Below are 26761 nucleotides of genomic sequence, written 5' to 3' on the forward strand. Positions count from 1 at the left end.
TACAGCTGAAAACCAAAGATACAGCACCCCGCCACCCGGCCAATGACACAACAAGGGTTGTTTTTCCACTAAGCAGATAATAATATCCATAATACGAAAACATTCATCAAAGCGTGAGCGGCCCGTCACGGGCCATCCCAGGAGGAACTCAATGGCGAACCCCAGCCCCGGAAATTCGATCACCCTGCGCGTGGAAGCGCCGTCCAGCTTCACCGCCACCAGCGAACTGGCGGCGGCCGTCGGCGCGGCAGGCGCCGCCATCACCGCCCTGGACGTCACCGAATCCCACCACGACACGCTCGTCGTCGACGTCACGTGCAACACCACCGACGACGACCACGCGGCCCGCGTCAAGGACGCCCTCAACGCGCTCGACGGCGTGAAGGTCCAGCATGTCTCGGACCGCACCTTCCTGATGCACCTTGGCGGGAAGCTCGAGGTGGTGCCGAAGGTCGCCCTGCGCAACCGCGACGACCTCTCCCGCGCCTACACCCCCGGCGTCGCCCGCGTCTGCCTGGCGATCGCGGAGGACCCCTCCGCCGCGAGGAACCTGACCATCAAGCGCAACACCATCGCCGTCGTCACCGACGGCTCCGCCGTCCTGGGCCTGGGCAACATCGGCCCGGCCGCGGCGCTCCCGGTGATGGAGGGCAAGGCCGCCCTCTTCAAGCAGTTCGCCAACGTCGACGCCTGGCCGGTCTGCCTGGACACCCAGGACACCGAGGAAATCATCATGATCGTCAAGGCCCTCGCCCCCGTCTACGGCGGCGTGAACCTGGAAGACATCGCCGCGCCGCGCTGCTTCGAGATTGAAAACCGGCTCCGTGCGGAACTGGACATCCCGGTCTTCCATGACGACCAGCACGGCACCGCGATCGTCACCCTGGCCGCCCTGGTCAATGCCCTGCGCGTGGTGGGCAAGAAGCTCGCCGATGTCAAGATCGTGGTCTCCGGCGTCGGCGCCGCGGGCTCGGCCATCATCCAACTGCTCAAGGCCCAGGGCGCCAACCACATCATCGCCGCCGGCCGCTCCGGCGCCATCCACCACGGCGCCAAGTACGACGACGAGCACCGCTCCTGGATCGCGGCCAACACCAACGAGGCCGGCTTCTCGGGCTCCCTGCACGAGGCCCTCAAGGGTGCGGACGTCTTCATCGGCGTCAGCGCCCCCAACGTGATCGGCGAGGAGCAGGTTGCCTCCATGGCCAAGGATGCGATCGTCTTTGCCATGGCCAACCCCACGCCGGAAATCGACCCGGTGATCGCGTCGAAGCACGCGGCCGTTGTGGCCACCGGCCGCAGCGACTACCCCAACCAGATCAACAACGTGCTGGCCTTCCCGGGCTTCTTCCGCGGGCTGCTCGACGCCGGCGCCTCCGACATCATCCCGGAAATGCTGGTGGCCGCCGCGAAGGCAATCGCCAACCGCGTGGCGGACGATGAGCTCAATGCCAGCTACATCATCCCCAGCGTCTTCGACCCGCACGTTGCCGCCGACGTCGCCGCCGCCGTCGCCGCGGCGGCGCGCGAGAACTCCGCGCACGCCGCCACCCGCGCCGTCCCGGCCCACGCCTGATTCGCAGCCTAGGAAAGGACCAGAAATGGCTCTCACCGTCACCGATCCCCAGCCCGTCGACCGGGCCGGGGAAATCCTGACCCCGGAGGCTCTCGCCTTCGTCGAGGAACTTCACCTCCGCTTTGCCGGAACCCGTGCCGAACTCCTCAAGGCCAGAGCCGTCAAGCGCGAGCACGTTGCCCGGACCGGCCGCCTGGACTTCCTGCCGGAGACCCGGGAAATCCGCGACGCCGACTGGAGCGTTGCTCCGGCACCGGCAGCCCTGCAGGACCGCCGGGTCGAGATGACCGGGCCGGCCGCCCCGGCCAAGATGGCCATCAACGCGCTGAACTCCGGCGCCAAGGTGTGGCTCGCCGACCTCGAGGACGCCAGCACGCCCACCTGGTCCAACGTGGTCGAATCGATCCTCAACCTCCGCGACGCCGCCGAGGGAACGCTGAAGTACACGTCGCCCGAAGGCAAGGAGTACGCGCTGCGCACCGACGCCCCGCTCGCCGTCGTGGTGGCCCGGCCCCGCGGCTGGCACATGGGCGAACGGCACCTGCTGATCGGCGGGGAACACACGATCGGCGCCCTGGTGGACTTCGGCCTGCACTTCTTCCACACCGCCAAGCGGCTCCTGGAGAACGGCCACGGACCGTACTACTACCTGCCCAAGATGGAGAGCCACCTCGAGGCACGGCTGTGGAACGAGATCTTCGTCTTCGCGCAGGACTATCTCGGCATCCCGCAGGGCACCATCCGCGCCACCGTCCTGATCGAGACCATCCCGGCGGCCTTCGAGATGGACGAGATCCTCTTCGAACTCCGCGACCACGCCTCCGGCCTGAACGCCGGACGCTGGGACTACCTGTTCAGCATCATCAAGTACTTCCGGGACGCCGGCGAGAGCTTTGTCCTTCCCGACCGGGCCAGCGTCGCCATGACCGCGCCGTTCATGCGGGCCTACACCGAACTCCTGGTCAAGACCTGCCACCGCCGCGGCGCCTTTGCCATGGGCGGCATGGCGGCGGTAATCCCCAACCGGCGCGAACCCGAGGTGACCGCCCAGGCCTTCGAGAAGGTCCGGGCGGACAAGACCCGCGAGGCCAACGACGGCTTCGACGGCTCCTGGGTGGCGCACCCGGACCTGGTGCCGATCTGCCGCGAGGTGTTCGACTCCGTCCTGGGTGCGCGGCCCAACCAGCTGGACAAGCAGCGGCCCGAGGTCAGCGTCACCGCCGAGCAGCTTCTGGACATCCGTTCCGCCCAGGGCCAGGTGACCGAGGCAGGCATGCGCCTGAACCTCTACGTGGCCGTGGCCTACACCGCCGTCTGGATCTCCGGAAACGGCGCCGTGGCCATCCACAACCTGATGGAAGACGCCGCCACGGCCGAAATCTCGCGGTCCCAGGTCTGGCAGCAAATCCGCAACCACTCGGTGCTCGCCGACACCGGCCGGACCGTCACCCGCGAATTGGTGTCCGCCATCCTCGCCGAGGAGACCGAGAAGCTCCGCGGCGAGGTGGGCGAGGACGCTTTTGCGAAGCACTACCTTCCGGCCAGCCGCCTGATCGGCGACATCTGCCTGTCCGAGGACTACACCGATTTCCTCACCACCCCGGCCTACGAGCTGGTGGGCTGAAGCATGGCAGCCACCTCCGCCGGCGCCGGACTGCACCGAAGCAGCCAGGGACCGGTGACGCAGTCCCTGTCCGGGGCCGACCTCGCCAGGATTGACGCGCAGCTCGCCGATACCGACCGGCTACTGGAGCGCAACTACCCGGGCGATGACGGCTCCCGCCAGCCCGTGCACACGGTCTACGTTCCCGCCGACCGCTTCAGCCCGGAGTTCACCGCAGACTGGGGCGCCCAGGCCCTCGCCGCGGTGGACGCCCGCGGCGGCGTCGAAAGCCTGTGCGCACTGCAGGGCCAGGACGCCGACCTGACGGCCGCCGTCGCGCCCCGGGTCCGGGCCAAACTCTCAACCGAGCCCGTCGAGGACCTCCGGCTGGACTTCGAGGACGGGTTCGGGGACCGGGGCGACGACGCCGAGGACACCGCCGCTGTCGCCGCGGGGTCCGCCGTGGCCACCGCCGTCGCCGCCGGCACCGCGCCGCCGTTCATCGGAATCCGTTTCAAGTGCTTCGAAGCCGCCACCCGGGCCCGGGGCCTGCGGACCCTGGACCTCTTCGTGTCGCAGCTGGCCGCGGCCGGCGAACTCCCGGCTGGACTCATCCTTACCCTGCCCAAGGTCACCACCGTGGCGCAGGTGGAGGCCATGGCCTTCGCCGTGTCCCGGCTCGAGGACGTCCACTCGCTCCCCGCGGGCCGGCTCCGGTTCGAGGTGCAGGTGGAAACGCCGCAGCTCATCCTGGGCCCGGACGGGACCTCTCCGGTGGCGCGCCTGCCGCACGCGGTGCCCGGCCGGATCAGCGGGCTGCACTACGGGACGTACGACTACTCCGCGTCGCTGCAGATCTCGGCCGAATACCAGTCCATGGAGCATCCCGTGGCGGACTTCGCCAAGGAAGTCATGCAGCTTGCCGTGGCCGGCACCGGCATCCGGCTCTCCGACGGCTCCACCAACATCATCCCGGTGGGCGACAACGTGGAACAGGCCTGGCAGCTCCACGGCCGGCTGGTCCGCCGGTCGCTGGAACGCGGCTACTACCAGGGCTGGGACCTCCACCCGGCCCAGCTGCCCAGCCGGTTTGCCGCGACCTACGCGTTCTACCGGCAAGGGCTCCCCGCTGCCGCTGCCCGGCTCCGCAATTACGTGGAACAAACCGGCGGCGGCGTCATGGATGAGCCCGCCACCGCACGCGCCCTGGCGGCCTTTGTGCTGCGCGGCGTCCAATGTGGCGCCGTCGGCGCCGATGAAGTCCTGGCGCTGGCCGGCGTCGGACTTCCCCAGCTCACCGTGCTGGCCCACCCGCGGCTGGCCGCTTCCTCCACCCCCTCAGCGAAAAGGACACACCCATGAGCAACTACTTTTCACCCGAAGGCGGTCTCCCGCCGCAGACCCAGCTCCTCACCGACCGCGCCGTGGTCAAGGAGGCCTACACCGTCATCCCCAAGGGGGTGCTGCGCGACATCGTCACCAGCAACCTTCCCGGCTGGACCAACACCCGGTCCTGGATCATCGCCCGGCCCATCGCCGGCTTTGCGACGACGTTCTCGCAGCTGATTGTCGAGGTGGGCCCGGGCGGCGGCAGCGACAAGCCCGAGGCAGAGGCCGGCGTCGAAGGCGTGATCTTCCTGACCAAGGGCGAACTGACACTGACCCTCGACGGCGAAATCCACCACCTCGAGGCCGGCGGCTATGCCTACCTCGCCGCCGGCTCGGACTGGAAAGTGTCCAACGACTCCGCCGGGGAGGCCGCCAGCTTCCAGTGGATCCGCAAGGCCTACGAGCCCCTGGAAGGCTTCACGGCCAAATCCTTCGTCACCCGTGACCAAGACGTCGAGCCGCGGCCCATGCCGAACACCAACGGGGCCTGGGCCACCACCCGCTTCGTGGACCCCGACGACCTCGCCCACGACATGCACGTCAACATCGTCACGTTCCAGCCCGGGGCGTCCATCCCCTTCGCCGAAACCCACGTGATGGAACACGGACTCTTCGTCCTGGAGGGCAAAGCCGTCTACCGCCTCAACGACGACTGGGTGGAAGTCGAGGCGGGCGACTTCATGTGGCTCCGGGCCTTCTGCCCGCAGGCCTGCTACGCCGGCGGCCCGGGTCCGTTCCGCTACCTGCTCTACAAGGACGTCAACCGCCAGATCCGCCTGACCTAAGGCAGGTCCGCGCCGTACCGGTGCACGCACTGCTGGTCCGCACATTGCTGCTCCAGCGAGTGCTGATCCGCGCTGTGCTGAATCACCCTGTGGAGTCCGCCCCGCCTGTCGGGGCGGGCTCCTTCATGGTTCCGGACTCTTTCGTGGTTCCGGGGCCGTGCGCGCCTCCGCACCAAATGTGGTTCCCAAGCCGGAAACCCTTGCGGCCCGGGCCATGCTTGCTAGCCTGAGGCTGTGAAGTACGAATCCCTGTGGATCGGAATGCTCCTTGGCGCGGCCCTCGGCTTCGCCATCGGAGTCACCACCGTCGACAAGCCGTTCACAGGCCTGCTGATCGGCCTGGGCATCGGCGCGCTCGTGGGCCTGGCAGCCCGGAAAGATCCCACGAAGCGGTAGAACCGCCCTTCGCCCGGATCAGCGACACCCCCGCGCCCTTCCCGGACGTACGCCGCTTGACGCGCACCCCTTGACTCCCCTGCCTTAACTTCCCTACACTTTTCATAAAGCAGAATCTAAATTCCACAAAGCGGAAATCGCAGGAGACGATCTGCAAGGCAACGAAGCCCGGGATCCAGCTCCCGCCCACACCGGAAGGAACCCACAATGACGTACACCGTGAACTGCTCCATCCTCCTGACGGAGCTCCCTATCCTGGAACGCCCGGCCGCGGCGAAGGCCGCCGGTTTTGACGCCGTCGAATTCTGGTGGCCCTTCGAGACCTCCGTCCCCACCGACGCGCAGGTCACCCGGTTCGAGAACGCCATCACGAATGCCGGCGTGCAGCTCACCGGCCTGAACTTCAACGCCGGTGACATGCCCGCAGGAGACCGGGGCCTCGTGTCTTGGAAGGGCCGCAGCGCCGAATTCAAGGACAACATCGACGTCGTTGCCGGGATCGGCGCGCGACTCGGCTGCACCGCCTTCAACGCCCTCTACGGCAACCGCCAGGAGGAGCACTCCCCCGAGGAACAGGACGAACTGGCGGTACAGAACCTGGCCGCCGCAGCCGCCGGAGTCGCCCGGATCGGCGGAACCGTCCTGCTGGAGCCGGTCAGCGGCGCACCCCGCTACCCGCTGCTGACCGCGGCGGATGCTCTCGACGTCATCGCCCGGGTCAAGAACGAAACCGGCGCGGAGAACGTCAAGCTCCTGGCCGACTTCTACCACCTGGCGGTCAACGGTGACGACGTCGCTGCCGTCATCGAAGGCCACGCCAAAGACTTCGGCCACATCCAGATCGCCGACAGCCCCGGCCGCGGCGCCCCCGGAACCGGGACCCTGCCGCTGGGCGAGTGGATCACCCGCAGCCGCGAACTCGGCTACGAGGGCTACATCGGCCTCGAATACAAGGAGCCGGCGGAAACCGCCTTCGCCTGGGCCATCCGCCAGCACGCCGCAGGCTAGTCCCGCCCGCGCTAACAAGACTTCAGTAAAGGAAAAACAATGAGCAACGTTGCAGTGATCGGACTCGGCATCATGGGGCTGCCCATGGCCATCAACCTCGTCAAAGCCGGCCACACGGTCACCGGCTTCAACCGGAGCCAGGACAAAATCGACAAACTAGTCTCCGAAGGCGGCCGCGGCGCCGGCAGCATTGCCGAGGCCGTCAAGGACGCCGACGTCGTCATCACCATGGTGCCGGACTCCCCCGATGTTGAAGGCGTCGTCAGCGGCGCCGACGGCGTGTTCGCCAACGCCAAGCAGGGCACGCTCTGGATCGACGCATCCAGCATCCGCCCCGACGTCGCCAAGCGTTTGGCGGACGACGCCAAAGCAGCTGGCATCCGTCCCCTCGATGCCCCGGTCTCCGGCGGCGAACAGGGCGCCATTGACGCCGCACTGTCCATCATGGTGGGCGGCGACGCCGCTGACTTCGAGGCCGCCCAGGACGTCCTGACGGCCGTCGGCAAGACCATCGTCCACGTCGGCCCGTCCGGTTCCGGCCAGACCGTCAAGGCAGCCAACCAGCTGATCGTCGCGGTCAACATCGAGGTCCTGGCCGAGGCGATTGCCTTCCTCGAGGCCTACGGCGTGGACACCGACGCCGCACTCAAGGTCCTCGGCGGCGGACTCGCCGGCTCCAAGGTCCTGGACCAGAAGGGCCAGAAGATGCTGGACCGCAACTTCGACCCCGGATTCCGCCTGGCCCTGCACCACAAGGACCTCGGCATCGTCACCTCCGCTGCCCGCGAGGCCAACGTCGCCGTCCCCCTCGGCGCCGTCGTCGCGCAGCTCGTCGCCGCCACCGTCAACCAGGGCGACGGCGGGCTGGACCACTCGGGCCTCTTCAAGCAGGTCCTCCAGCTCAGCGGTCGGAAGTAACCCAGGCCGGAAGTAAGCAGCCCGGCGACAGGCCGGAACCAAGCAAAACAGGGCAACCGCCGTCGTACTTCACGACGGCGGCTCCCCCTCCACACCCAAAACAGACTTTCAAGGAGCACACCATGACGAAGATGCGCACTGTTGACGCAGCCGTCGCCATCCTGGAAAAGGAGGGCGCCACCGAGGCGTTCGGCCTGCCAGGGGCGGCAATCAACCCGTTCTATTCCGCGATGCGGGCCCACGGCGGCATCCGCCACACCCTGGCCCGCCACGTTGAAGGCGCCAGCCACATGGCCGACGGCTACTCCCGTGCGGCGGACGGCAACATCGGCATCTGCATCGGCACGTCCGGCCCCGCCGGCACGGACATGATCACCGGGCTGTACGCAGCCTGGGCAGACTCCATCCCGATGCTCTGCATCACCGGCCAGGCCCCGGTTGCCAAGCTGCACAAGGAAGACTTCCAAGCCGTGGACATCGAGTCCATCGCCAAGCCCGTCACCAAGATGGCCATGACCGTCCTGGAGCCCGGCCAGGTTCCCGGCGCCTTCCAGAAGGCCTTCCAGCTGATGCGCTCCGGCCGCCCGGGCCCGGTCCTGCTGGACCTGCCCATCGACGTCCAGATGGCCGAGATCGAGTTCGACATCGAGACCTACGAGCCGCTGCCCGTGGAAAAGCCGAAGGCCAGCCGCAAGCAACTGGCAAAGGCCTTTGACATGCTGACGGCCGGCGAACGCCCGCTGATCGTGGCCGGCGGCGGCATCATCAACGCCGGCGCCTCCGAGCAGCTGGTGGAACTGGCCGAACTGCTGGGCGTTCCGGTCATCCCCACCCTGATGGGCTGGGGCGCGATCCCGGACGACCACCCCTTGATGGCCGGCATGGTGGGCCTGCAGACGTCCCACCGCTACGGCAACGAGAACTATCTGCGCAGCGACTTCGTGATCGGCATCGGCAACCGCTGGGCCAACCGCCACACCGGCGGCCTGGACACCTACACAGCCGGCCGCACGTTCGTGCACATCGATATCGAGCCCACCCAGATCGGCCGCGTGTTCTCACCGGACCTGGGCATCGCCTCCGACGCCGGCGCGGCCCTGGCAGGGCTGGTCGAGCTCGCCCGCGAGCGCAAGGCTGCCGGCACCCTGCCGGACTACAGCGCCTGGGCGGCCGAGTGCGCCGGACGCAAGGCCAGCCTGCACCGCAAGACGCACTTCGAAAACATCCCGATCAAGCCGCAGCGCGTGTACGAGGAGATGAACAAGTCCTTCGGTAAGGACACCACCTATGTGTCCACCATCGGCCTGTCACAGATCGCCGGCGCCCAGATGCTGCACGTGTTCGGCCCCCGCAAGTGGATCAACGCCGGCCAGGCCGGTCCGCTGGGCTGGACTGCCCCGGCCGCCCTCGGCGTTGTCCGCGGCAAGCCGGACGAGACCGTTGTTGCCCTCTCCGGTGACTACGATTTCCAGTTCATGATCGAGGAACTGGCCGTGGGCGCGCAGTTCAACCTGCCGTACATCCACGTGGTGGTCAACAACTCCTACCTGGGCCTGATCCGCCAGTCCCAGCGGGGCTTCAACATGGAACAGAACGTGTCCCTGGCGTTCGAGAACATCAACTCCACTGATCTCTCGGCAACGGCAAGCGGCTACGGCGTGGACCACATCAAGGTGGCCGAAGGCCTGGGCTGCAAGGCCGTCCGCGTGGAGGACCCCAACGACCTGGCGTCCGCTTTCGACAAGGCCAAGGCGCTGGCCGGCGAGTTCAAGGTTCCCGTGGTGGTGGAAGTGATCCTGGAAAAGATCACCAACATCTCCATGGGTGTGGAGATCAACGCGGTCAACGAGTTCGAAGAACTGGCCGAGACCGCCGAAGACGCCCCGACCGCCATCCTGGCGATGCAGGCCTGAGATGCGGGTGGTCATAGCGCCGGACAAGTTCAAAGGCTCGCTCTCGGCCCCGGACGTTGCCCGGCACGTTGAAACGGGGCTCCAACGGGCGTGTGGCGGCAACCTTGAGGTACTCAGGATTCCCGTGGCCGACGGCGGCGAGGGCACCCTCGATGCCGCCGTCGGCTCCGGCTTCGCCCGCCGGAGCGCCGTCGTCAGCGGCCCCACCGGTGAGCCGGTCCCCGCGGACTTCGCCGTCCGCGGTCGCGTTGCCGTCATCGAGATGGCCACCGCTTCCGGGCTCGCCGTGCTGCCCGGAAGCGGCGCCGGTGCAGCGCCGGATTCGGCGAGCGCCACCGGCGCCAGCAGCCTGGGAACCGGCGAACTGATCCGCGCAGCGCTCGACGCCGGGTGCCGGCAGATCATCCTCGGGGTCGGCGGGAGCGCCAACACCGACGGCGGCGCCGGCGTCCTGCAGGGTCTCGGCGCCAGGTTGCTCGACGCCGACGGCCGTGAGCTGCCGCTCGGTGGGGCAGCCCTCGCCCGGCTGGCCTGGATCGACTTCTCCGGGTTCGATTCCCGCCTGGACGAGGCACGCTTCGTGCTCGCCAGCGACGTCGACAACCCGTTGCTCGGACCGTCCGGCGCCGCACGCATCTTCGGCCCGCAGAAGGGCGCCACCCCCGCCGACGTCGTGCTCCTGGATGCGGCATTGGCCCACTTCGTGCAGGTCCTGACTTCCGAGATCGGCCCCCGGGCGCTCCGGGCAGCCGAGGCTCCGGGCGCGGGCGCAGCCGGCGGCGTGGGCTACGCGGCGATCGCGGCACTGGCCGCGACCCGCCGGCCGGGCATCGACGTCGTCCTCGAATTCACCGGGCTGGCAGAACGGCTGTCCGGCGCGGACCTGGTGATCACCGGCGAAGGCAGCCTGGACGAACAGACTCTGCTAGGTAAGACTCCCGCGGGCGTTGCCCGGGCGGCCCGGCGCGCCGGGGTCCCGGTGGTCGCGGTCTGCGGCCGCACCACGCTGACACCGGAACAGCAGAAGGAATCGGGATTCCGGCAGGTCTACCCGCTGACTTCGCTGGAGGCCAAGGTAGAAACATGTATAGCCGAAGCAGGTCCCCTGCTTGAACAATTGGGAAAACGAATCGGCGCGGAACTGCCGGGACTGGTCCCGGCCGGCACCGCACCAGCGAAAATTGCCTGCACAAAGGAGCCCCTCAATGTCTGAAGAACGCTTTGACCTCGTCATCCGGGGCCGGCGCATCTTCACCACCGCCGGCATCGCGGCGCGTGAAGTGGGCGTGCGCGGCGGCAAGATCGTCGCGATCGAGCCCCTGGGCAACGGGCTTGCCGGCGCAGAAGTGATTGAGCTCGCCGACGACGAAACCCTGCTGCCGGGCCTCGTGGACACCCACGTCCACGTAAACGAGCCCGGCCGCACCGAATGGGAAGGCTTCGCCTCCGCCACCCGGGCGGCCGCGGCCGGCGGCGTGACCACCATCATCGACATGCCGCTGAATTCCATCCCGCCCACCACCACGGTGGAAGGGCTCAAGCTCAAGCGTGAGGTGGCCGAGGACCAGGCGTTCGTAGACGTCGGGTTCTGGGGCGGCGCCGTGCCGGGGAACAAGGCCGAGCTGCGCGGCCTCCACGACGAGGGCGTGTTCGGCTTCAAATGCTTCCTGCTGCACTCGGGCGTGGACGAGTTCCCGCACCTGGACGCTGACGAGATGGAAGAGGACATGGCCGAGCTCAAGACCTTTGACTCGCTCATGATCGTCCACGCCGAGGACTCGCACGCGATCGACCGGGCACCCCACCCGGGCGGCGACCATTACTCGACGTTCCTGGCTTCCCGCCCCCGCGGCGCCGAGAACAAGGCCATCGCCGAGGTCATCGAACGGGCCCGCTGGACCGGCGCCCGCGCCCACATCCTGCACCTCTCGTCCTCCGATGCCCTGCCCATGATCGCCAGCGCCAAGCGCGACGGCGTCCACCTCACGGTTGAGACCTGCCCGCATTACCTGACCCTCATGGCCGAGGAAATCCCCGACGGGGCCACCGCCTACAAGTGCTGCCCGCCGATCCGCGAGGCCTCCAACCGCGAACTGCTCTGGGCAGGCCTGCAAGACGGCACCATCGACTGCATCGTCTCGGACCACTCCCCGTCCACGCTTGACCTGAAAGACCTGGAGAACGGGGACTTCGCGGTGGCCTGGGGCGGCGTTTCCTCGCTGCAGCTGGGCCTCTCCCTGATCTGGACCGAGGCCCGGCACCGCGGCATCCCCCTGGAGCAGGTGGTCTCGTGGATGGCCGAGAAGCCAGCCGCACTGGCACGCCTCTCCAACAAGGGCCAGCTCGCGCTGGGGTACGACGCCGACTTCGCCGTCTTTGCCCCGGACGAGGCGTACGTCGTGGACGTCTCCAAGCTCAAGCACAAGAACCCCATCACCCCGTATGACGGCAAGGCGCTCTCCGGCGTTGTCCGGCAGACCTATCTCCGCGGCACCCTGGTTGACGGCCGGACTCCGACCGGCAAGCTGATCCGCCGCGGCGGCGTATGAGCCAGCCGGCCGCGGCCGGCCCGGCACACGCCGCTTACGGACAGTGCGGCCCGGTTGGCCGGACCGGACCTGTTGGCCGGGTCGGACGGCCTGGACAGATCGGACGAGCTGGACAGTCCGGCCTCACCGCGAAGGGGCTGGCCGTCTGGGTCACCCTTCCGGACAACGCCGACTGCGACCCGGCGGCACTGGCACGGGCGGCCGAGCTCGTGCTTGGCCGCGCCCTCAGATGTGCCCCGGAGGCGGAAGTCCACTTTAGGCCCGCCGCCGGGGCAGCAACGTCCGCCGTCGTCCGGTCCCCCGGCGAGGACGGCATCCCGGCGGGAACCGCACCGGAGGTTCCCGCCGGGGCTGAACTGCCTGCCGGAGGTGAACTTCCCGCCGGGCCTGAACTGCCTGTCAAGGCCGCAGCCGACGGCGGGGCCGCAGCCGACGGCGGGGCGCCGCTCGCGCCTGCCCCCGGCAGCATCACCCGGCTCGCCGTCGACCTCGCGGCCGGGGAGGCCAGGCTCGACGGCGAGCGCGTGCCCCTGACGGACGTGGAGTTCACCCTCCTGAGATGCCTCGTGCAGAACTGCTCCCGCACGGTAAGCCGGCAGGAACTGCAGCATTGCCTCGACGCGTTCGACACCCCTGGTGCGGCCACCCGGTCTATCGATGTGTACGTCGGCCGGGTGCGCCGGAAGCTCAAGGGCTGCCGGCACGCCGTCGTCACCGTCCGCAGCGGCGGCTACCGCTTCGTCCCCGGTCCGCTGGCGACCGTCCGCGGACCGGCGGAATACACCATCTGACCCCCGCTTCCACCACCATCCCGACTCGCGATCGAAGGAACTCCATGCCATCCACGGTACCCACCAAGCTGCACGCCACCACCAGGCTCCAGACCGGCGCTCCGGCCCCCGGGTTCACGCTGACCGACTCTGCGGGGCGCCGGATTTCCCTGGCCGATTACCGCGGCAAGAGCGTCATTGTCTACTTCTACCCCCGCGCCGCCACCCCCGGCTGCACCGCGGAGGCGTGCGACTTCCGCGACAACCTCGCTGCACTCCAAGGCGCGGGCTACGAGGTCCTGGGCATCTCCCCCGACGCGCGGGAGGCCCTGTCCGCCTTTGCCGCCGAGCATGCCCTGACCTTCCCGCTGCTCGCGGACGAGGACCACGCCACAGCCCTGGCGTACGGAGCCTGGGGCGAGAAGCTGGTGGACGGCGAAGTCCGCGAAGGAACCTTCAGGTCCACCGTGGTGGTCGGTCCCGACGGCAACGTGGTCCTGGCCCAGTACCAGGTCAGCGCGCAGGGCCACGTGCGGGCTCTCCGCGAGGAGCTGGGCGTCTAAGCGCCGGACGCCCGCTCCGCGCCGCGTTCGGTTTTCTGCCACGGTTTCGGACAGGGGCGCCTCGGATCCGCGGTGCGGTCGTCTGGTTCCGCCGCGGATTCCCGAAGACGCCGCACATTCCGTCACGGGCGGCCTAGAAGAGGGCGCCCGTCACGGCCTGCGTCAGCTGATGGATCACCTCGGTGCGTTCCGGGACGTCGCTCAGGCTCTGGCCCTTGGTGTAGATGACCAGCGCGTAGGCCGTGCCGTCCTTGGTGAGGATGCCGGCGTCGTGCAGTTCATCGTCCAGGAGCCCGTATTTGTGGAACACCGTTATCCCATCCGGCACGGCGGCGGGAATGAGCGTCTCGTAGTTGGTGTCCTGCATGTAGGACAGCAGCTGCGCGGTGTCCTCGGCGTTGAGGAGCGTTCCGGAATAGACCCCGGCCAGGACGCCGGCCATTTCCGCCGGGGTCAGCGTGTTGGTTTCCGGATCGTAGGTCACGCCCAGCGACGCCGCGTACTCCGTCAGCTCTTCGTGGCCCACGGCATCCATGATCAGCGACCACGAGTCGTTGTCGCTCTGCTGGATCATTTCGCGCAGCTGGAACCCGGCGGTGTAGTCGCCCAAAGGGTCATCGAGGCTGGCGGCGCCGGTTTCGACCAGGTGATAGTAAGCCGCGGCGGCCAGGACTTTGGCGGTACTGGCCGCCACGAACTGCTCCCGGACCCCGTATTCGTGGACGTCTGCCGGGTCCGCGCCGGACGATACGTCGACCAGCGCCACGCCGATCTGATACTGGCTGTTGGCGTCGATAATGGCCTGGATTTTCGCGTCCAGTGCGGCGTCGACGGATCCTGCCGCCGCGGCGGATGCCGGGGCCGACGCGCCGGAACCGGCCGACGGCGAAACACTGCCGGCCGCCGGACCGGCAGCGAATGCTCCCGCGGCGGCCGTCGTCGTTCGTGCCTCCGCGGCTGAGAAGATGCCGGCAGCCAGCGCGACGGCGAGCACTGCTGCACAGGCCCCCGCGACCAGGGTCCGCAGCCGCACGGCCGCCCGACGAGGTTTGCCGCCCGTCGCGGGCCGGGGTCCAAATCGTCGCTGGCGTGGCGTGTGCTGTTCCATAGTTGCTTCAAACTAGCCACGACACCTATGCCGGAGCTATGAAAATGCTGTCACCGCGCACCGGACCCGGCGCAGCTGGCGGACGCCGACGGCCGTTGCCAGACGGCGGAATACAGCCTGCGACGCCGGTGTTGTGCACCACAGACCCGTTGTCCCCCTCTCCTGAAGGATCCTCATGAACGCCAATCCGACCGTCAAGCTCCAGCCCGGCACCCCGGCCCCGGAATTTACGCTTCCCGATGCCGAGGGCAAGCCCGTGTCCCTCGCCGACTACCGCGGCAAGAACGTCATCGTGTACTTCTACCCGCAGGCCGCGACCCCCGGCTGCACCACCGAGGCCTGCGACTTCCGCGACAACCTCGCGTCCCTGCAGGGCTCGGGCTACGAGGTCCTGGGCATCTCCCCCGACGCCCCCGATGCCTTGGCCCACTTCACCGGAGACTTTGCCCTGACCTTCCCGCTCCTGGCCGACGAGGACCACGCTGTCGCACTCGCCTACGGCGCCTGGGGCGAGAAGCTGGTCCACGGCGAGGTCACCGAGGGCCTCGTCCGCTCCACGGTGGTGCTGGACCCCGAGGGCAAGGTGAAGCTCGCGCAGTACCAGGTCAAGGCCCAGGGCCACGTCGCGGCGCTGAAGGAAGAACTGGGCGTCTAACCGTCCGCGCCCCGGGCCCCGCGGTTCGGGCGTCCAAGCGTCCGCGCCCGGCGCCGCCCCACCGGTTCGGGCGTCCAACCGTCCGCGCCGGGAGGTTCGGGATGCGCCCTGGGCGGTTCTTGCTGCGGTTTCGGACCACGGCTACGCAACCGGACACGGGCAACGCGGATCCACGGCGCGCCAGTCCGACGTCGTCGCGCCGGTCTGAAACTGCCGCGGAGGAGTTCTCCACATCCGCCTCAGTGGTGGTTGTCCGGCCCAGCCTCACGGGCCACCATCGGGGCATGGAACTACCACCACTAATTCTTAGCAGCGACCTTGCGCGGCTCGGCCAGGATGCGCGGGGCCTTGCCCGGCAGGCGAAGTCCGGCCAGCTCCGGCGGATCCGACAGGGCGTCTACGTCCGGGTGCAAGACTGGGAATCGCTGACGCCGTGGGACCGGTATCCGGTCCTCATCCGGGCGGCGGCGTCCACGTTGAAGAGCCGCACCATCTTCTGCCGCCAGTCTTCCGCAGCCTTGTGGGACATGCCGCTGCTGGGCCACGGCCATCTGGTGCATGCCTGCACTTCCGACGACGGCGGCGGCCGCTCGCGCGCCGGGGTCCGGCGGCACTTCGTCGATTTGGACTCGGCACAGATCAAGGAGCGTCACGGGCTCCTCGTCACGGACCGCGTCCGGACAGCCTTGGACTTGGCCGCCTTCGAATCGTTCGAACAGGGAGTCACGGTATTCGACCACGTCCTCCGGCCGCAGCCTGACAATCTGCCACCGCTCAGCCGCGAGGAACTCCACACCGGCATCGACGGCAACTACACAAAAGCCGCTGCCCGGCGAATCCGGACCGCCCTGGATTTCGCTGATCCGGCGTCCGGCTCCCCGGGAGAATCGGTGAGCCGCGCCCTGATGCACCGGCTCGGCTTCCGGATTCCCCTCCTTCAGGTCGAAACCCGCGACGCCCGCGGGCTGGTCGCATTCACAGACTTTGACTGGCCGGAGGAGCAGCTGTGCGGTGAATTCGACGGACTTGTGAAGTACCGCAAGGCGGAGTTCCTGCAGGGCCGGACGCCCGCTGAGGCCCTCACTGACGAGAAGCGCCGGGAGGACCGGATTCGTGCCACCGGCCGACGCGTGATCCGCTGGACGTGGTCGGAGCTGTCCAATCCCGGAAGATTTGAGGTATTTCTGGCCGCGGCAGGTGTTCCGCGGCAGACACTCCCGTCCTGCCGACGCTGATCCTGCCAAGCTCCCGGGAACGCGCTACGGAATCGGACACGGCAGCGCGGATCCGGGCCGCGCTCCGGGCGGTTTTCGCTGCGGTTTCGGACCACGGCTCCGGAACCAGTCGGATGCAGCGCGGATCCGGGCCGCATCCGACCGATGGCGACGCGCCGGTCCGAAAACGGCGCGAAAACCGGCCGGCTGCCTACACCTTGGTCCCGGCAACCACCGTGGCGGTGGACCGGAGCTGGATGGCGCCGTCGTGCTCATAGCGGCCCAGCAGCGCGAATACGTCCGAGCGGATCAAAGCCCGAGACTTCTCGTCCGCCTTGGCCAGCCCCATCGCCACTGTGGTCGCGATGTCGGTCATGAATTCCCAATAGCTCTCCGGGGATTCGAACACGAGGTCGGTGCTGACCTTGCGCTCGGTCACGTCTACCAGCCCGGCGTCCGTTAACATCCGCGTCATGAACCCGGTGGGTGCACAGCGGAAAAGCCCCGGAGTCCCTGCGGGCGGAATGGGCAGCTCGCGGTGCCGGGCAATCGTGCCGAGGATCAGGCTGGCCCACGGGTTCTCGGCGGCGCGTCCCCAGACGACGGCGCCGACCCGGGCGCCCGGCTTGGCGGTGCGCGCCATCTCGCGCATGGCCGCGGACATGACCGGAAAGAACATCAAACCGAAGCGGCAGTACACGGCGTCAAACGTGTTGTCACCAAAGGGCATGGCAGCAGCGTCGCAAACCTTGAAGTCCAGGTTGTGCAGGCCCTGGGTCAATGCCTTTTCTTCGGCCACGCGGAGCATACCGGCGGAAATGTCAGCGAGGACCACCCGCCCGTCCGGCACCTGACCGGCCACATTAAGTGCAGGTTCCCCCGTGCCTGCCGCGACATCCAGCACCCAGGAGTCGGGGCGCAGCCGGAGCTCCTCGAGCAGGGCGTCCCCGAACGGGGCATGCCAGTCGAGCAGTTCAACGTCCCACTTCTTCCAGCCCGCCGAGAACTCATCCCAGAGCAGGCGCTGCTGGTCGCGAACGCGGTCGGCTGAGGCTAACATGGCGGATCCTTGGCTCGTCTGTTCCTAGCCCTAGTCTGCTCCCGGAACGGGTCTCCGGCAATGACTCGAAGGGCAGTAGGCTTAACGGCATGTCTTCCCACGAAACCCCCGGCACCGCAGGCACCGAACCCCACGGGGAGTCAGCCCCCGGCAGCGTCCCGGAGCGACGCGAGGTCACCGTCCGGCGGGCGCCGAAGTACGTGCCGTTCCTGATCCTGGGCGGGCTCGTAGGCGTCGTTGCGGCGGCCATCATCGCCTACGCCCTCCCCGGTGATGCCAGCTACGACAGCGGCTCCGTATTTGGTTTCTTCATGGTCCTTTGCGCGGCCGGCGGCGTCATTCTAGGTGCCGTGGCGGCCCTGGTGCTGGACCGGATCAGCGTCCGCCGCGCCGAGCGCGCCGTCGTCGAGTCCGTTCCGGACTCCGCACCCGACGCCGACGGCGAGAACCGCGCCTGAGCCGCGCCTGAGCCTGCCGGCAGGTCATAAACCGGGCGCCGGAAAAGTCTTAGCGCACATCGTGAGATAATCGACCAGTGGCACGCGGCGATGGAAAACTTTCTCATGATCTTCTCCCAGGCGAAAAAGGCCCTCAGGACGCATGCGGCGTCTTTGGGGTCTGGGCACCCGGTGAAGAAGTAGCAAAACTTACCTATTACGGGCTGTATGCATTGCAGCACCGTGGTCAGGAGTCGGCTGGTATTGCAACCAGCGACGGCAAGCGGATCAACGTCTACAAAGACATGGGCCTCGTATCCCAGGTCTTCGACGAGGCTACGCTGAACACCCTGACCGGGCACCTGGCCGTCGGCCACTGCCGCTATTCCACTACGGGTGCGAGCCACTGGGCCAACGCCCAGCCCACCTTGGGCGCGACCTCCACGGGCACCGTGGCGCTGGCCCACAACGGCAACCTGACGAACACGGCCGAGCTCAAAGCCATGATCACGGACCGCAACGGCGGAAACCTGAGCGGCGAGATGAAACAGGGCAACACCTCGGACACCGCCCTGGTCACGGCGCTCCTGGAGGGTGAAGAGGGCAAGTCCCTCGAACAGACCGCCCTGGAGCTCCTGCCCAAGATCAAGGGCGGCTTCTGCTTCGTCTTCATGGATGAGGGAACCCTCTACGCGGCCCGCGACACCTATGGCATCCGCCCTCTGTGCCTCGGCCGGCTGGAGCGCGGCTGGGTGGTCGCCTCCGAGCAGTCAGCCCTGGCCACGGTCGGCGCGAGCTTCATCCGCGAAATCGAGCCCGGCGAATTCATCGCGATCGACGAGGACGGCGTCCGCTCACAGCGCTTCGCCGACGCGACCCCGGCAGGCTGCGTCTTCGAATACGTCTACCTTGCCCGCCCGGACGCCGCCATTGCCGGCCGTTCGGTCTACGAATCCCGGGTGGAGATGGGCCGCCAGCTGGCCCGCGAGAACACCCAGGAAGCGGACATTGTCATTCCGGTCCCGGAATCCGGCACGCCCGCTGCTGTGGGCTACGCCGAGGAATCCGGCATCCCGTTCGCGCACGGCTTCGTCAAGAACGCCTACGTGGGCCGAACCTTCATCCAGCCGTCGCAGACCCTGCGGCAGCTCGGCATCCGCCTCAAGCTCAACGCCCTGGAATCGGTGATCCGGGGCAAGCGCGTCGTGGTGGTGGACGACTCGATCGTCCGCGGCAACACCCAGCGCGCCATCGTCCGGATGCTCCGCGAAGCCGGCGCCGCCTCCGTGCACGTCAAGATCTCCTCGCCGCCGGTGCAGTGGCCGTGCTTCTACGGCATCGACTTCGCATCCCGCGCGGAACTGATCGCCAACGGCGCCACCATCGACGAGATCTCCCAGGCGATCGGCGCCGACTCGCTGGCCTACATCTCCGAGGACGGCATGATCGCCGCCACCCGGCAGCCGCGCGAACGCCTCTGCACCGCCTGCTTCACCGGCAAGTACCCGATCGAGCTGCCCGGCGCAGACAAGCTTGGCAAGAACCTGCTTGAGCGCACGGACCTCGGCGGTCTTCCCGCCGCCGGCGGAGCTGCTTCCGGAGCGGACGCTTCCGCGCCGGCCGCACCGGCAGAGGCCGCGTCCGACTCCCCCGACGCCGAACCCGGCACCTCGATCTCGGACGACCCGGCCGAGAAGGCCGGCGCCACGGGCTGCGATCCGGGGCCGGACTCCGAATTCGAAGAACTGCTCACCGATGCCGACCGCGTCACCAAAGCCGACAAGAAAGAGCCAGTATGACTTCCGCCTCCCCGGCCGCTGACATGAACGCCGCCCAGAACGCCGGCATCACCTACGCCTCCGCCGGCGTCGACGTCGAAGCGGGAGACCGCGCCGTCGAACTCATGAAGGATGCCGTGAAGGCAACCCACAACGCCTCGGTGATCGGCGGCGTCGGCGGGTTCGCAGGTCTTTACGACGTCTCCCGGCTGCTGACCTACAAGCGGCCCCTCCTGGCCACGTCCACCGACGGGGTCGGCACCAAGGTGGCCATTGCGCAGGCCATGGACATCCACGACACCATCGGGTTTGACCTCGTCGGCATGGTGGTGGACGACATCGTCGTGGTCGGCGCCGAGCCGCTGTACATGACCGACTACATCGCCTGCGGCAAGGTCGTGCCGGAACGCATCGCGGACATCGTTCGCGGCATCGCGGCCGCCTGCTCGGTCGCCGGTACCGCCCTGGTGGGCGGCGAGACCGCCGAACACCCCGGCCTGCTCGGCGAAAATGAGTACGACGTCGCCGGTGCAGCCACCGGCGTGGTCGAGGCCGACGCCCTGCTGGGTCCGGACCGTGTCCGCGCCGGCGACGTCGTGATCGGCATGGCCTCCTCGGGCCTGCACTCCAACGGCTACTCCCTGGTCCGCCGCGTCATCAACCACGCAGGCTGGGCCCTGGACCGCCAGGTCTCCGAACTCGGCCGCACCCTGGGCGAGGAGCTCCTGGAGCCCACCCGCGTCTACGCCGCCGACTGCCTGGACCTCGCCCGCACCTTCCCGGTGAACGGCTCCGCTGGCGGCAAGGCCGTGCACGGCTTCAGCCACGTCACCGGCGGCGGCCTCGCGGCCAACCTCGCCCGCGTCCTCCCGCAGGGCCTGCTGGCCACCGTTGACCGCGCCACGTGGGAACTGCCGGCCATCTTCAAGCTGGTCTCCGAGCTCGGCAACGTCCCGCTGGCCGACCTCGAGCGGACCCTGAACCTGGGCGTGGGCATGGTAGCCATCGTTTCCCCGGAGGCCGCCGACGCCGCCGTGAACCGGCTCAACGACCGCGGCCTGCCGTCCTGGATCATGGGCACGGTGGAGGAGAACTCGGATTCGATCATCAAGTCCGGCCCCGACTACGTCCAGGGCGCCAAGGGCGTCGACGGCGGCGCGGTCCGCCTGGTCAACGCCTACGCCTAAAGGCCCTCAACCGCATCGAGTGCTCCAAAACCGCCCTTTAGCAGCTTCATAAGGGCGGGTTTGGAGCACTCGATGGTTAAGGCCTAGAGCACGGCGGATAGGAAGGCGCGCGTCCGTTCGTGCTGCGGGTGGTTGATGACCGCTTCGGCGGGGCCTTCCTCAAGGATCCGGCCGTCGTGCATGAACACCACACGGTCAGCCACGTCCCGGGCGAACCCCATTTCGTGGGTGACAACGATCATGGTCATTCCGGTCCGGGCAAGGTCCTTCATGACGCGGAGGACTTCACCGACGAGTTCCGGGTCCAGGGCGGATGTGGGCTCGTCAAAGAGCATCAGTTTCGGTTCCATGCAGAGCGCACGGGCGATCGCCACGCGCTGCTGCTGTCCGCCCGAGAGGTGGCGGGGGTAGGCCTGCGCTTTCTCGGCCAGTCCCACTTTATCCAGGAGCCCGAGCGCCCGACGCCGGACCTCGTCCTTGCGCTGTTTGAGCACCCGCAACGGCGCCTCCATGAGGTTTTCCAGGACTGTCATGTGCGGGAAGAGGTTGAAGTGCTGGAAGACCATGCCGATGTCGGCCCGGTCGGCGCAGATCTCGTTGTAGGACTGCTCGTGCAGCTTGTGGCCCTTGAGCCTGTAGCCCACCACGCGGTCCTCCACCCGGAGCAGGCCGCCGTCGATCTTTTCCAGATGGTTCACGCACCGCAGGAAGGTGCTCTTTCCCGATCCGGAGGCGCCGATGATGCAGACCACCTCGCCGCGCCGGATTTCGAGATCGATGCCCTTGAGGACCTCGTTGTTGCCAAAGCTCTTGCGGACGCCCTCGGCCCGCACCAGCGGCTCTCGTTCTGCTGTCTCGGTGGTCATGAGTGACTGCCCCTTCCTGAGGCTTGCGGGGAGTGGACCCTAAAGAAGTGCCTCAGGCGTTCGGCCGCGGACGGCGGCACGGAACGGGAGGTACCGCGAGAGAAGCGCCGCTCCACGTATCCCTGGCCCACGCTGAACACGGTGGTGAAAATGATGTACCAGATGCTGGCAACGATCAGCAGCGGAACCACCTGGAGGTTCTTGGAGTAGATGATCTGGGCTGAATACAGCAGCTCCGGGACCGCGATGACGCTGACCAGCGAGGTCATTTTCAGCATGCCGATGAACTCGTTGCCGGTGGGCGGGATGATCACCCGCATAGCCTGCGGCAGGATCACCCGGAACAGGGTCTGCAGGCGGGACATGCCCAGGGCACCCGCCGCCTCGCCCTGGCCCTGGTCGATGGATTGGATGCCGGCACGAACAATCTCCGACATATAGGCCGCTTCGTTGAGGCCCAGGCCCAGGATGGCCGCGGCCAGGGGCGTGATGAGCTGGTTGGCATCGAGGCTGATGCCCGGGATGCCGAACGTGATCTCGGGGTACAGCGCTGAGAGATTGAACCAGAACAGCAGCTGGACCAGCACCGGGGTGCCGCGGAAAACCGTCACGTACATGCCGGCCGAGGCCTTGACCACTGGATTGACGGAAAGCTGCATTACGGCCAGAACGACGCCCAGGGCGACGCCGGCCGCCATGCAGACAACGGTCAGCAGCAACGTGATGCCAATGCCGTTGACGATTGTGGTGTCCCGGAAATACAGGGCCACCTTGTCCCAGCCAAAGCGCGGGTTCGTCATGGCCGAGACCAGGAAGAGAACGACGACGGCGGTGACCGCCGCTGCGGCGACCCAGCGCCACGGGTGCCGGGCCGCTACCACGGTGTAATCTCCCCGGGTGCCGGCGGTCTTTGAAAGGCTGACGGTCCCTCTCATTGGGAGGCACCTGCGTCGACCTGGCCCACACTGACCTTCACGGAATCGGGGATACCGTACTTGGCATTAATTGACGTGTAGGTGGGGCTGGCCACGAGCGCTTTAACCGCTGCCACAACAGCCTTGGTCAGCGGCGAGTCCTTCGGCAGGGCGATGCCCACAGGCGTGGGCTCCCAGCCGGTGCCGGGGGCGAGCTCAAAGGAGCCTCCGGACAGCTTGCTGGCGTAGGCCATGCCGATGTCACCCGACAAGACTCCGTCCACGCGGCCAGAGCTGAGGGCCAGGTTGGCCTCGTGCTGGGAGGGGAAGAGCTGGATGTCGATCGGGGCCTGCCCCGCGTCCGTGCATCGTTTCGAGAAGGCCGGCAGGGTTTCGATGCCCTGGGACGTTCCCTTCTCACCGCCAATCTTTGTGCCGCACAGCTTCATGGCATCAAGGGCGAGATTCTTCGGGTTCCCCTGCTTGACCGCCAGGCCCGAGCCGCTCTTCATGTAGGTGGCGAAGTCGGCGTTCTTCTTCCGTTCAGCCGTGACATTGAATCCGGAGATCCCGACATCATACTTATGCGATCCGACGCCGGGGAGGATGGTGTCGAAGGTGGCCGGGACCATCTTAGCTTCCAGCCCAAGGGTCTCGCCGAGTGCCTTGGCGAAGTCCGCGTCCCATCCCGTCACTGTCTTGTTGTCATCGGCGTAGAACTCGTAGGGCGGGAACGTGGGGTCCGTCCCCACCAGCAGCGTTCCCTTGCCCCTGACATCCGCGGGCAGCAGGTCCGCGGCCGCCCGGTTGAGCGGCGCGGCGGCTATGGCACCGTCCTGCCCGGGGATGGTCTGGGCGGATGCTGCGCTTCCGGCCTCCAGGGAGGCGTTGGTGCAGCCGCTCAGCCCGATCAGGGCCACGAGCAGCAGAGAGCCGGTTGTTTTGAAATTAGGCTGTGACATAGTTGCCTTTCGGGTGGGTGGTTCCATGGTCAACGGCGATGTTGACCAGGGTTGTGCCGACGTTGACGGGGGCCGGATGCCGGACGATGGCAACCACCCCGTCGATGGGTGCGAAGAATTCCTTGGGCGGCCGGTCGAGTTCCTCCACTGAATGAACCCTGGCCACGAGGGCCCCCGCCGCGACTCGTTGCCCCAGCTCAACGGTGGGTTCGAAGAGCCCGGCCATGGTGGAGTTCACCGGGGACTGCGGCGTGAGCTCCACCCACTGGACCGCGGCCTCGACCGCGGACGGGTCTGCGAACCGGTCCGGCGACGGGACCCCCGGGAGAAGTCCCCAGTGACCCAGGAGCGCCCGCAGTCCCTTCCGTGCGCGCTCCAGGATCCGCAGTGAAACCGTCCCCCGGCCACCCAGTTCGGTGGAGATCATGGGAACGCCGGCCCGGTCTGCTGCACCGCTGATGGAACCGGATTTCAGCATGGGCCGCACCACCACGGAATACGGCACGTTGAAGGCAGCCACGGCTGCGGTCTTTTGTGCCCAGAGTTCCGGTGTGGGTCCGTGGTACACGAAGGCTGAGGGCACGTATTCCGAAGCGATTCCGCCGGAATGGATGTCCATGACGAAATCCGCGAGCGGGATGAGGTCCTCGGCCACGATGGAAGCGATCTGCTGTGCCGGACCCCCGGCGGCATTGCCCGGAAGGGACCTGTTGAGGTTCACTCCGTCCACACTGGCAACACGGCGTCCTTCCCTGACAGCGGAGATATTCAAAGCCGGCAGGACAATCAGGCGCCCGCTGACTACCGCCGGATCGACGGACCGGATGAGCTCCTGAAGGAGGATCTGGCCTTCGTACTCGTCTCCGTGGGTGCCCGCGATGAGCAGAACCGTTGGCCCCGCCCCGCCGCTCAGGACAGCGATGGGGGACGGGATGACGGCCGCGTCGTGAGCGTTGTCCGAATGCTCGATCTCCAGATAGCCGAGCTGCTTGCCTGGGGCCAGGAAATCGATACCGGGAATTCGGGGAATATGCAGGGGCATGGGCTGGCTTTCGGCTAGACTGGGGAAGGATTGGATTCACTGTATACAGTGAATACTGTGATGTAAAGCACGTAGACTTGAATAATTCGTGGGACCACCGAGGGGATGAGGCGAATGGCTGCGCAAGTTGCCAAGAAGATGCGGCCGTTGAGCGAGCAGGTCTACGAACGGATCAGCGATGAGATCGTCACCGGCGTGGTTGAGCCGGGGGCTCCACTGATCCAGGAGCAGCTTGCGGAGGAGTACGGCGTTTCCCGCACGCCGATCCGCGACGCGCTTAACCGGCTGGTGCACGAAGGCCTGGCCACGTTGGTACCGGGCGCCGGATACTTCGCGGCGACGCTGACGCCATCAAACGTTGCCGAGGTCTACGAAGTCCGCAAGGCACTGGAGATCATGGCCATCCATCAGTGCGGCGCCAAGTACACGCCCCTGGAGCTGGCCCGGCTGGAGCTGCTGATCGCCGAGGGATCCGCCAGCGAAGACGCGGAGGCGCTCTTCACCGCAACTCGAGCGTTCCACCTGAGCCTGGCAGCGCCGTGCCCGAATAAATTTCTGCTCGCCACTCTCGAATCCGTCTGGGACAATCCCGTCCAGCGCCTGATCAGCCGCTCATATCCGCTAGACGAGGCCAAGCTGGCCCGCGTTGCCGATGCGCACACGAAGATCCTTGCTGCCGCACGGGCCGGCGACGTGGATGTCCTGATTCCGTTGCTGGACCTCTGCCACGTGAAGGACTAAGCGAGCAACCCTCCGCTTAGACCTCCAGCACGCTGAAGACGCCGCCTTGCGGGTCCCTGAGCGTGGCGATGGTGCCGGCTTCCTCGGCGTCCTCCGGCTCTCCCTCATCCGGCGCCACCAGCACGACGCCGCCCGCGGCCACCGCCGCCTTCACTGCTTCCGCGACGTCGGACACGCCGAAGTAGACCTGCCACCCGGGCTGCAGGGTGTCCTGCGCATCGCCGGGCACCCGCGCGATCCCGGCCACCTCGGTGCCGTCCACCATGAGCGTGGTGTACGTGCCGCCGTCGTCCTGGGGGTATTCGGTCACCTCATGCCCGAAGAGCTGCTGGAAGAGACCGACGGCGGCCTGCGGCTCGGGCGTCAGCAGCTCGGCCCACGCCAGGGCTCCGGTCTCCTGGCTCCGGGCAGCTCCGAAGTGGCTGCCGGCCTGCCAGGCACCCGTGGTTCCGCCGCCGGGCGGGGCAAAGAAGACCATGACGCCGGTGTCGCCGACGGCCTCGGGGCCGAACTCAAGATGTCCGGAGGAATGGGCCAGTTCGGCAGCCAGGTCCCGGGCGTCTCCGGTGGCGAAATACACGTTCCAGCAGCCCGGTTGGCCCGCGGATTCCTGCCCGGGGGTCTGCGGAGCGATGACGCTCACGAGGTCATCGCCGAGGAAGGCTTTCGCATAACTGCGTCCGTCAGGAGTGGGCAGGTTTTCGTACCGCCAGCCGAAAACTTCAGCGTAGAAGGCCTTCGCCGCCTCCACGTCGCTGGTCTGGAGGTCCGTCCAGCAGAGCTCGCCCTCGGCGAATCCTGTGCGCATGGTCATGGCTGTCCTTCCGGGCGTCGGCGTCGTGTCCGGGAAAATCCGGCACGATCAACGTAGCCCGGGGCCCCGGCGGTGACAACTGCGCGGCGTCGCGACGTGGTCCGTCCGGGGGCTTAAGAAAAACCGCCGGCCACGCCTGAAGCACAGGTGTGGCCGGCGGCCTGAAAATCTATGGCTGGCACCGCAGTGCCGGAAGGTTCCCCCCGGACAAAGTTCCCGGGAGGAAGCGTCGACTAACCAATCCGACGGGTATCTACCTCGTCGTCGTCGTCTTCCAAATCGTCCGCGTACTTATCCACATAAGCCGAATAATCCGGCTCGACCGGGTCATCCGTGAAGTGGTTCGTGGCACGACTTCCCGGGCCCGTGAGCTCGCGCTGAAGGGCCGAATAGTCAGTGTTCGGGGAGTAGTACTTGATGTCCCGAGCCTGCTTGGTAGCTTTTGCCTTTTGACGGCCGCGCCCCATGGCGTGACCCCCTTTTGTACTTGGACCGGAGGTGGTCACCTTTGGC

General features: G+C 67.5%; 26 protein-coding genes. 18 read left to right on the forward strand and 8 right to left on the reverse strand.

All coding sequences use genetic code 11. From position 1 onward, the window contains the following. The first annotated feature begins 151 nt into the window (after positions 1-151). From C9424_RS12715 to C9424_RS12765, 12 genes are all read left to right on the forward strand, one after another. The gene (locus C9424_RS12715) at positions 152-1576 is read left to right on the forward strand and encodes an NAD-dependent malic enzyme (RefSeq protein WP_116767192.1); all 1425 of its coding nucleotides are present in this window, start codon (positions 152-154) and stop codon (positions 1574-1576) included. Positions 1577-1601: 25 nt separating this feature from the next. Then, positions 1602-3200: a malate synthase A gene (gene aceB, locus C9424_RS12720; RefSeq protein ID WP_116767193.1), complete on the forward strand. Its 1599-nt coding sequence runs from the start codon at positions 1602-1604 to the stop codon at positions 3198-3200. A 3-nt stretch (positions 3201-3203) separates the two neighbouring features. Beyond that, positions 3204-4541, forward strand: coding sequence for a DUF6986 family protein (locus tag C9424_RS12725; protein ID WP_116767194.1), 1338 nt, complete (start codon positions 3204-3206; stop codon positions 4539-4541). After that, positions 4538-5353, forward strand: coding sequence for a bifunctional allantoicase/(S)-ureidoglycine aminohydrolase (locus tag C9424_RS12730; protein WP_116767195.1), 816 nt, complete (start codon positions 4538-4540; stop codon positions 5351-5353). Before C9424_RS12725 ends, C9424_RS12730 begins: the two co-directional genes overlap by 4 nt. Positions 5354-5587: 234 nt before the next feature. Further along, entirely contained in the window at positions 5588-5749 is a 162-nt protein-coding gene (locus C9424_RS21680; RefSeq protein WP_202615868.1) for a glycine zipper domain-containing protein, read from the forward strand. Positions 5750-5956: 207 nt separating this feature from the next. Continuing rightward, entirely contained in the window at positions 5957-6757 is an 801-nt protein-coding gene (locus tag C9424_RS12735; protein ID WP_116767196.1) for a hydroxypyruvate isomerase family protein, read from the forward strand. A 39-nt stretch (positions 6758-6796) separates the two neighbouring features. After that, positions 6797-7675 (forward strand): 2-hydroxy-3-oxopropionate reductase, encoded by an 879-nt coding sequence (locus C9424_RS12740; protein WP_116767197.1) that lies wholly within the window; start codon positions 6797-6799, stop codon positions 7673-7675. Between the two features lie 122 nt (positions 7676-7797). Next, on the forward strand, positions 7798-9588 hold the full coding sequence (gene gcl / locus C9424_RS12745) for a glyoxylate carboligase (RefSeq protein WP_116767198.1): 1791 nt from the start codon (positions 7798-7800) through the stop codon (positions 9586-9588). 1 nt (position 9589) lies between these two features. Further along, positions 9590-10801: a glycerate kinase gene (locus C9424_RS12750; RefSeq protein WP_116767199.1), complete on the forward strand. Its 1212-nt coding sequence runs from the start codon at positions 9590-9592 to the stop codon at positions 10799-10801. Further along, on the forward strand, positions 10794-12137 hold the full coding sequence (gene allB, locus C9424_RS12755) for an allantoinase AllB (RefSeq protein ID WP_116767200.1): 1344 nt from the start codon (positions 10794-10796) through the stop codon (positions 12135-12137). The genes C9424_RS12750 and allB overlap by 8 nt, the downstream gene beginning before the upstream one ends. Continuing rightward, positions 12134-12928, forward strand: a complete 795-nt coding sequence (locus C9424_RS12760) for a winged helix-turn-helix domain-containing protein (RefSeq protein ID WP_116767201.1) — start codon at positions 12134-12136, stop codon at positions 12926-12928. The genes allB and C9424_RS12760 overlap by 4 nt, the downstream gene beginning before the upstream one ends. 44 nt (positions 12929-12972) lie before the next feature. Continuing rightward, entirely contained in the window at positions 12973-13470 is a 498-nt protein-coding gene (locus C9424_RS12765) for a peroxiredoxin (protein ID WP_116767202.1), read from the forward strand. A gap of 133 nt (positions 13471-13603) precedes the next feature. On the opposite strand, the gene C9424_RS12770 is transcribed toward C9424_RS12765, so the two are convergent. Beyond that, entirely contained in the window at positions 13604-14578 is a 975-nt protein-coding gene (locus C9424_RS12770; protein ID WP_116767203.1) for a serine hydrolase, read from the reverse strand. Positions 14579-14753: 175 nt separating this feature from the next. Here C9424_RS12770 and bcp point away from each other — a divergent pair, with 175 nt between their 5' ends. Both bcp and C9424_RS12780 read left to right on the forward strand, forming a co-directional pair. Beyond that, positions 14754-15233 (forward strand): thioredoxin-dependent thiol peroxidase, encoded by a 480-nt coding sequence (bcp, locus tag C9424_RS12775; RefSeq protein WP_116767204.1) that lies wholly within the window; start codon positions 14754-14756, stop codon positions 15231-15233. Between the two features lie 284 nt (positions 15234-15517). Further along, positions 15518-16468: a type IV toxin-antitoxin system AbiEi family antitoxin domain-containing protein gene (locus C9424_RS12780; protein ID WP_116767272.1), complete on the forward strand. Its 951-nt coding sequence runs from the start codon at positions 15518-15520 to the stop codon at positions 16466-16468. A gap of 190 nt (positions 16469-16658) precedes the next feature. Here C9424_RS12780 and C9424_RS12785 read toward each other — a convergent pair whose 3' ends face one another. Then, the gene (locus C9424_RS12785; protein WP_116767205.1) at positions 16659-17507 is read right to left on the reverse strand and encodes a class I SAM-dependent methyltransferase; all 849 of its coding nucleotides are present in this window, start codon (positions 17505-17507) and stop codon (positions 16659-16661) included. An 89-nt stretch (positions 17508-17596) separates the two neighbouring features. Here C9424_RS12785 and C9424_RS12790 point away from each other — a divergent pair, with 89 nt between their 5' ends. From C9424_RS12790 to purM, 3 genes are all read left to right on the forward strand, one after another. Continuing rightward, on the forward strand, positions 17597-17965 hold the full coding sequence (locus C9424_RS12790; RefSeq protein ID WP_116767206.1) for a hypothetical protein: 369 nt from the start codon (positions 17597-17599) through the stop codon (positions 17963-17965). Between the two features lie 77 nt (positions 17966-18042). Then, positions 18043-19743 carry an amidophosphoribosyltransferase gene (purF, locus tag C9424_RS12795; RefSeq protein WP_116767207.1) on the forward strand — a complete coding sequence of 567 codons (1701 nt, stop codon included), beginning with the start codon at positions 18043-18045 and terminating at the stop codon, positions 19741-19743. Then, complete coding sequence (gene purM, locus C9424_RS12800; RefSeq protein WP_116767208.1) at positions 19740-20909, forward strand: phosphoribosylformylglycinamidine cyclo-ligase; 1170 nt, start codon at positions 19740-19742, stop codon at positions 20907-20909. Before purF ends, purM begins: the two co-directional genes overlap by 4 nt. 83 nt (positions 20910-20992) lie before the next feature. Here the strand turns inward: purM and C9424_RS12805 are convergent, their stop codons facing one another. The 4 genes from C9424_RS12805 to C9424_RS12820 are packed head-to-tail and all read right to left on the reverse strand — an operon-like array spanning position 20993 to position 24693. Continuing rightward, a complete protein-coding gene (locus tag C9424_RS12805; RefSeq protein ID WP_116767209.1) occupies positions 20993-21775 on the reverse strand; it encodes an amino acid ABC transporter ATP-binding protein in 783 nt (260 codons plus the stop codon). After that, positions 21772-22710, reverse strand: a complete 939-nt coding sequence (locus C9424_RS12810; protein WP_116767210.1) for an amino acid ABC transporter permease — start codon at positions 22708-22710, stop codon at positions 21772-21774. Before C9424_RS12810 ends, C9424_RS12805 begins: the two co-directional genes overlap by 4 nt. Beyond that, positions 22707-23651, reverse strand: coding sequence for an ABC transporter substrate-binding protein (locus tag C9424_RS12815; protein WP_116767211.1), 945 nt, complete (start codon positions 23649-23651; stop codon positions 22707-22709). Before C9424_RS12815 ends, C9424_RS12810 begins: the two co-directional genes overlap by 4 nt. Further along, positions 23638-24693: a succinylglutamate desuccinylase/aspartoacylase family protein gene (locus tag C9424_RS12820; RefSeq protein ID WP_116767212.1), complete on the reverse strand. Its 1056-nt coding sequence runs from the start codon at positions 24691-24693 to the stop codon at positions 23638-23640. Before C9424_RS12820 ends, C9424_RS12815 begins: the two co-directional genes overlap by 14 nt. Positions 24694-24807: 114 nt before the next feature. Between C9424_RS12820 and C9424_RS12825 the strand changes: the two genes are divergently transcribed. Further along, positions 24808-25434 carry a GntR family transcriptional regulator gene (locus C9424_RS12825; protein ID WP_161958228.1) on the forward strand — a complete coding sequence of 209 codons (627 nt, stop codon included), beginning with the start codon at positions 24808-24810 and terminating at the stop codon, positions 25432-25434. Positions 25435-25450: 16 nt separating this feature from the next. Here C9424_RS12825 and C9424_RS12830 read toward each other — a convergent pair whose 3' ends face one another. Both C9424_RS12830 and C9424_RS12835 read right to left on the reverse strand, forming a co-directional pair. After that, the gene (locus C9424_RS12830; RefSeq protein ID WP_116767214.1) at positions 25451-26248 is read right to left on the reverse strand and encodes a VOC family protein; all 798 of its coding nucleotides are present in this window, start codon (positions 26246-26248) and stop codon (positions 25451-25453) included. Positions 26249-26481: 233 nt separating this feature from the next. Then, a complete protein-coding gene (locus C9424_RS12835) occupies positions 26482-26715 on the reverse strand; it encodes a DUF3073 domain-containing protein (RefSeq protein WP_116767215.1) in 234 nt (77 codons plus the stop codon). Positions 26716-26761: the final 46 nt, after the last annotated feature.

This window comes from Arthrobacter sp. H-02-3 (assembly GCF_003097355.1).
Taxonomy (GTDB): Bacteria; Actinomycetota; Actinomycetes; order Actinomycetales; family Micrococcaceae; genus Arthrobacter; species Arthrobacter humicola.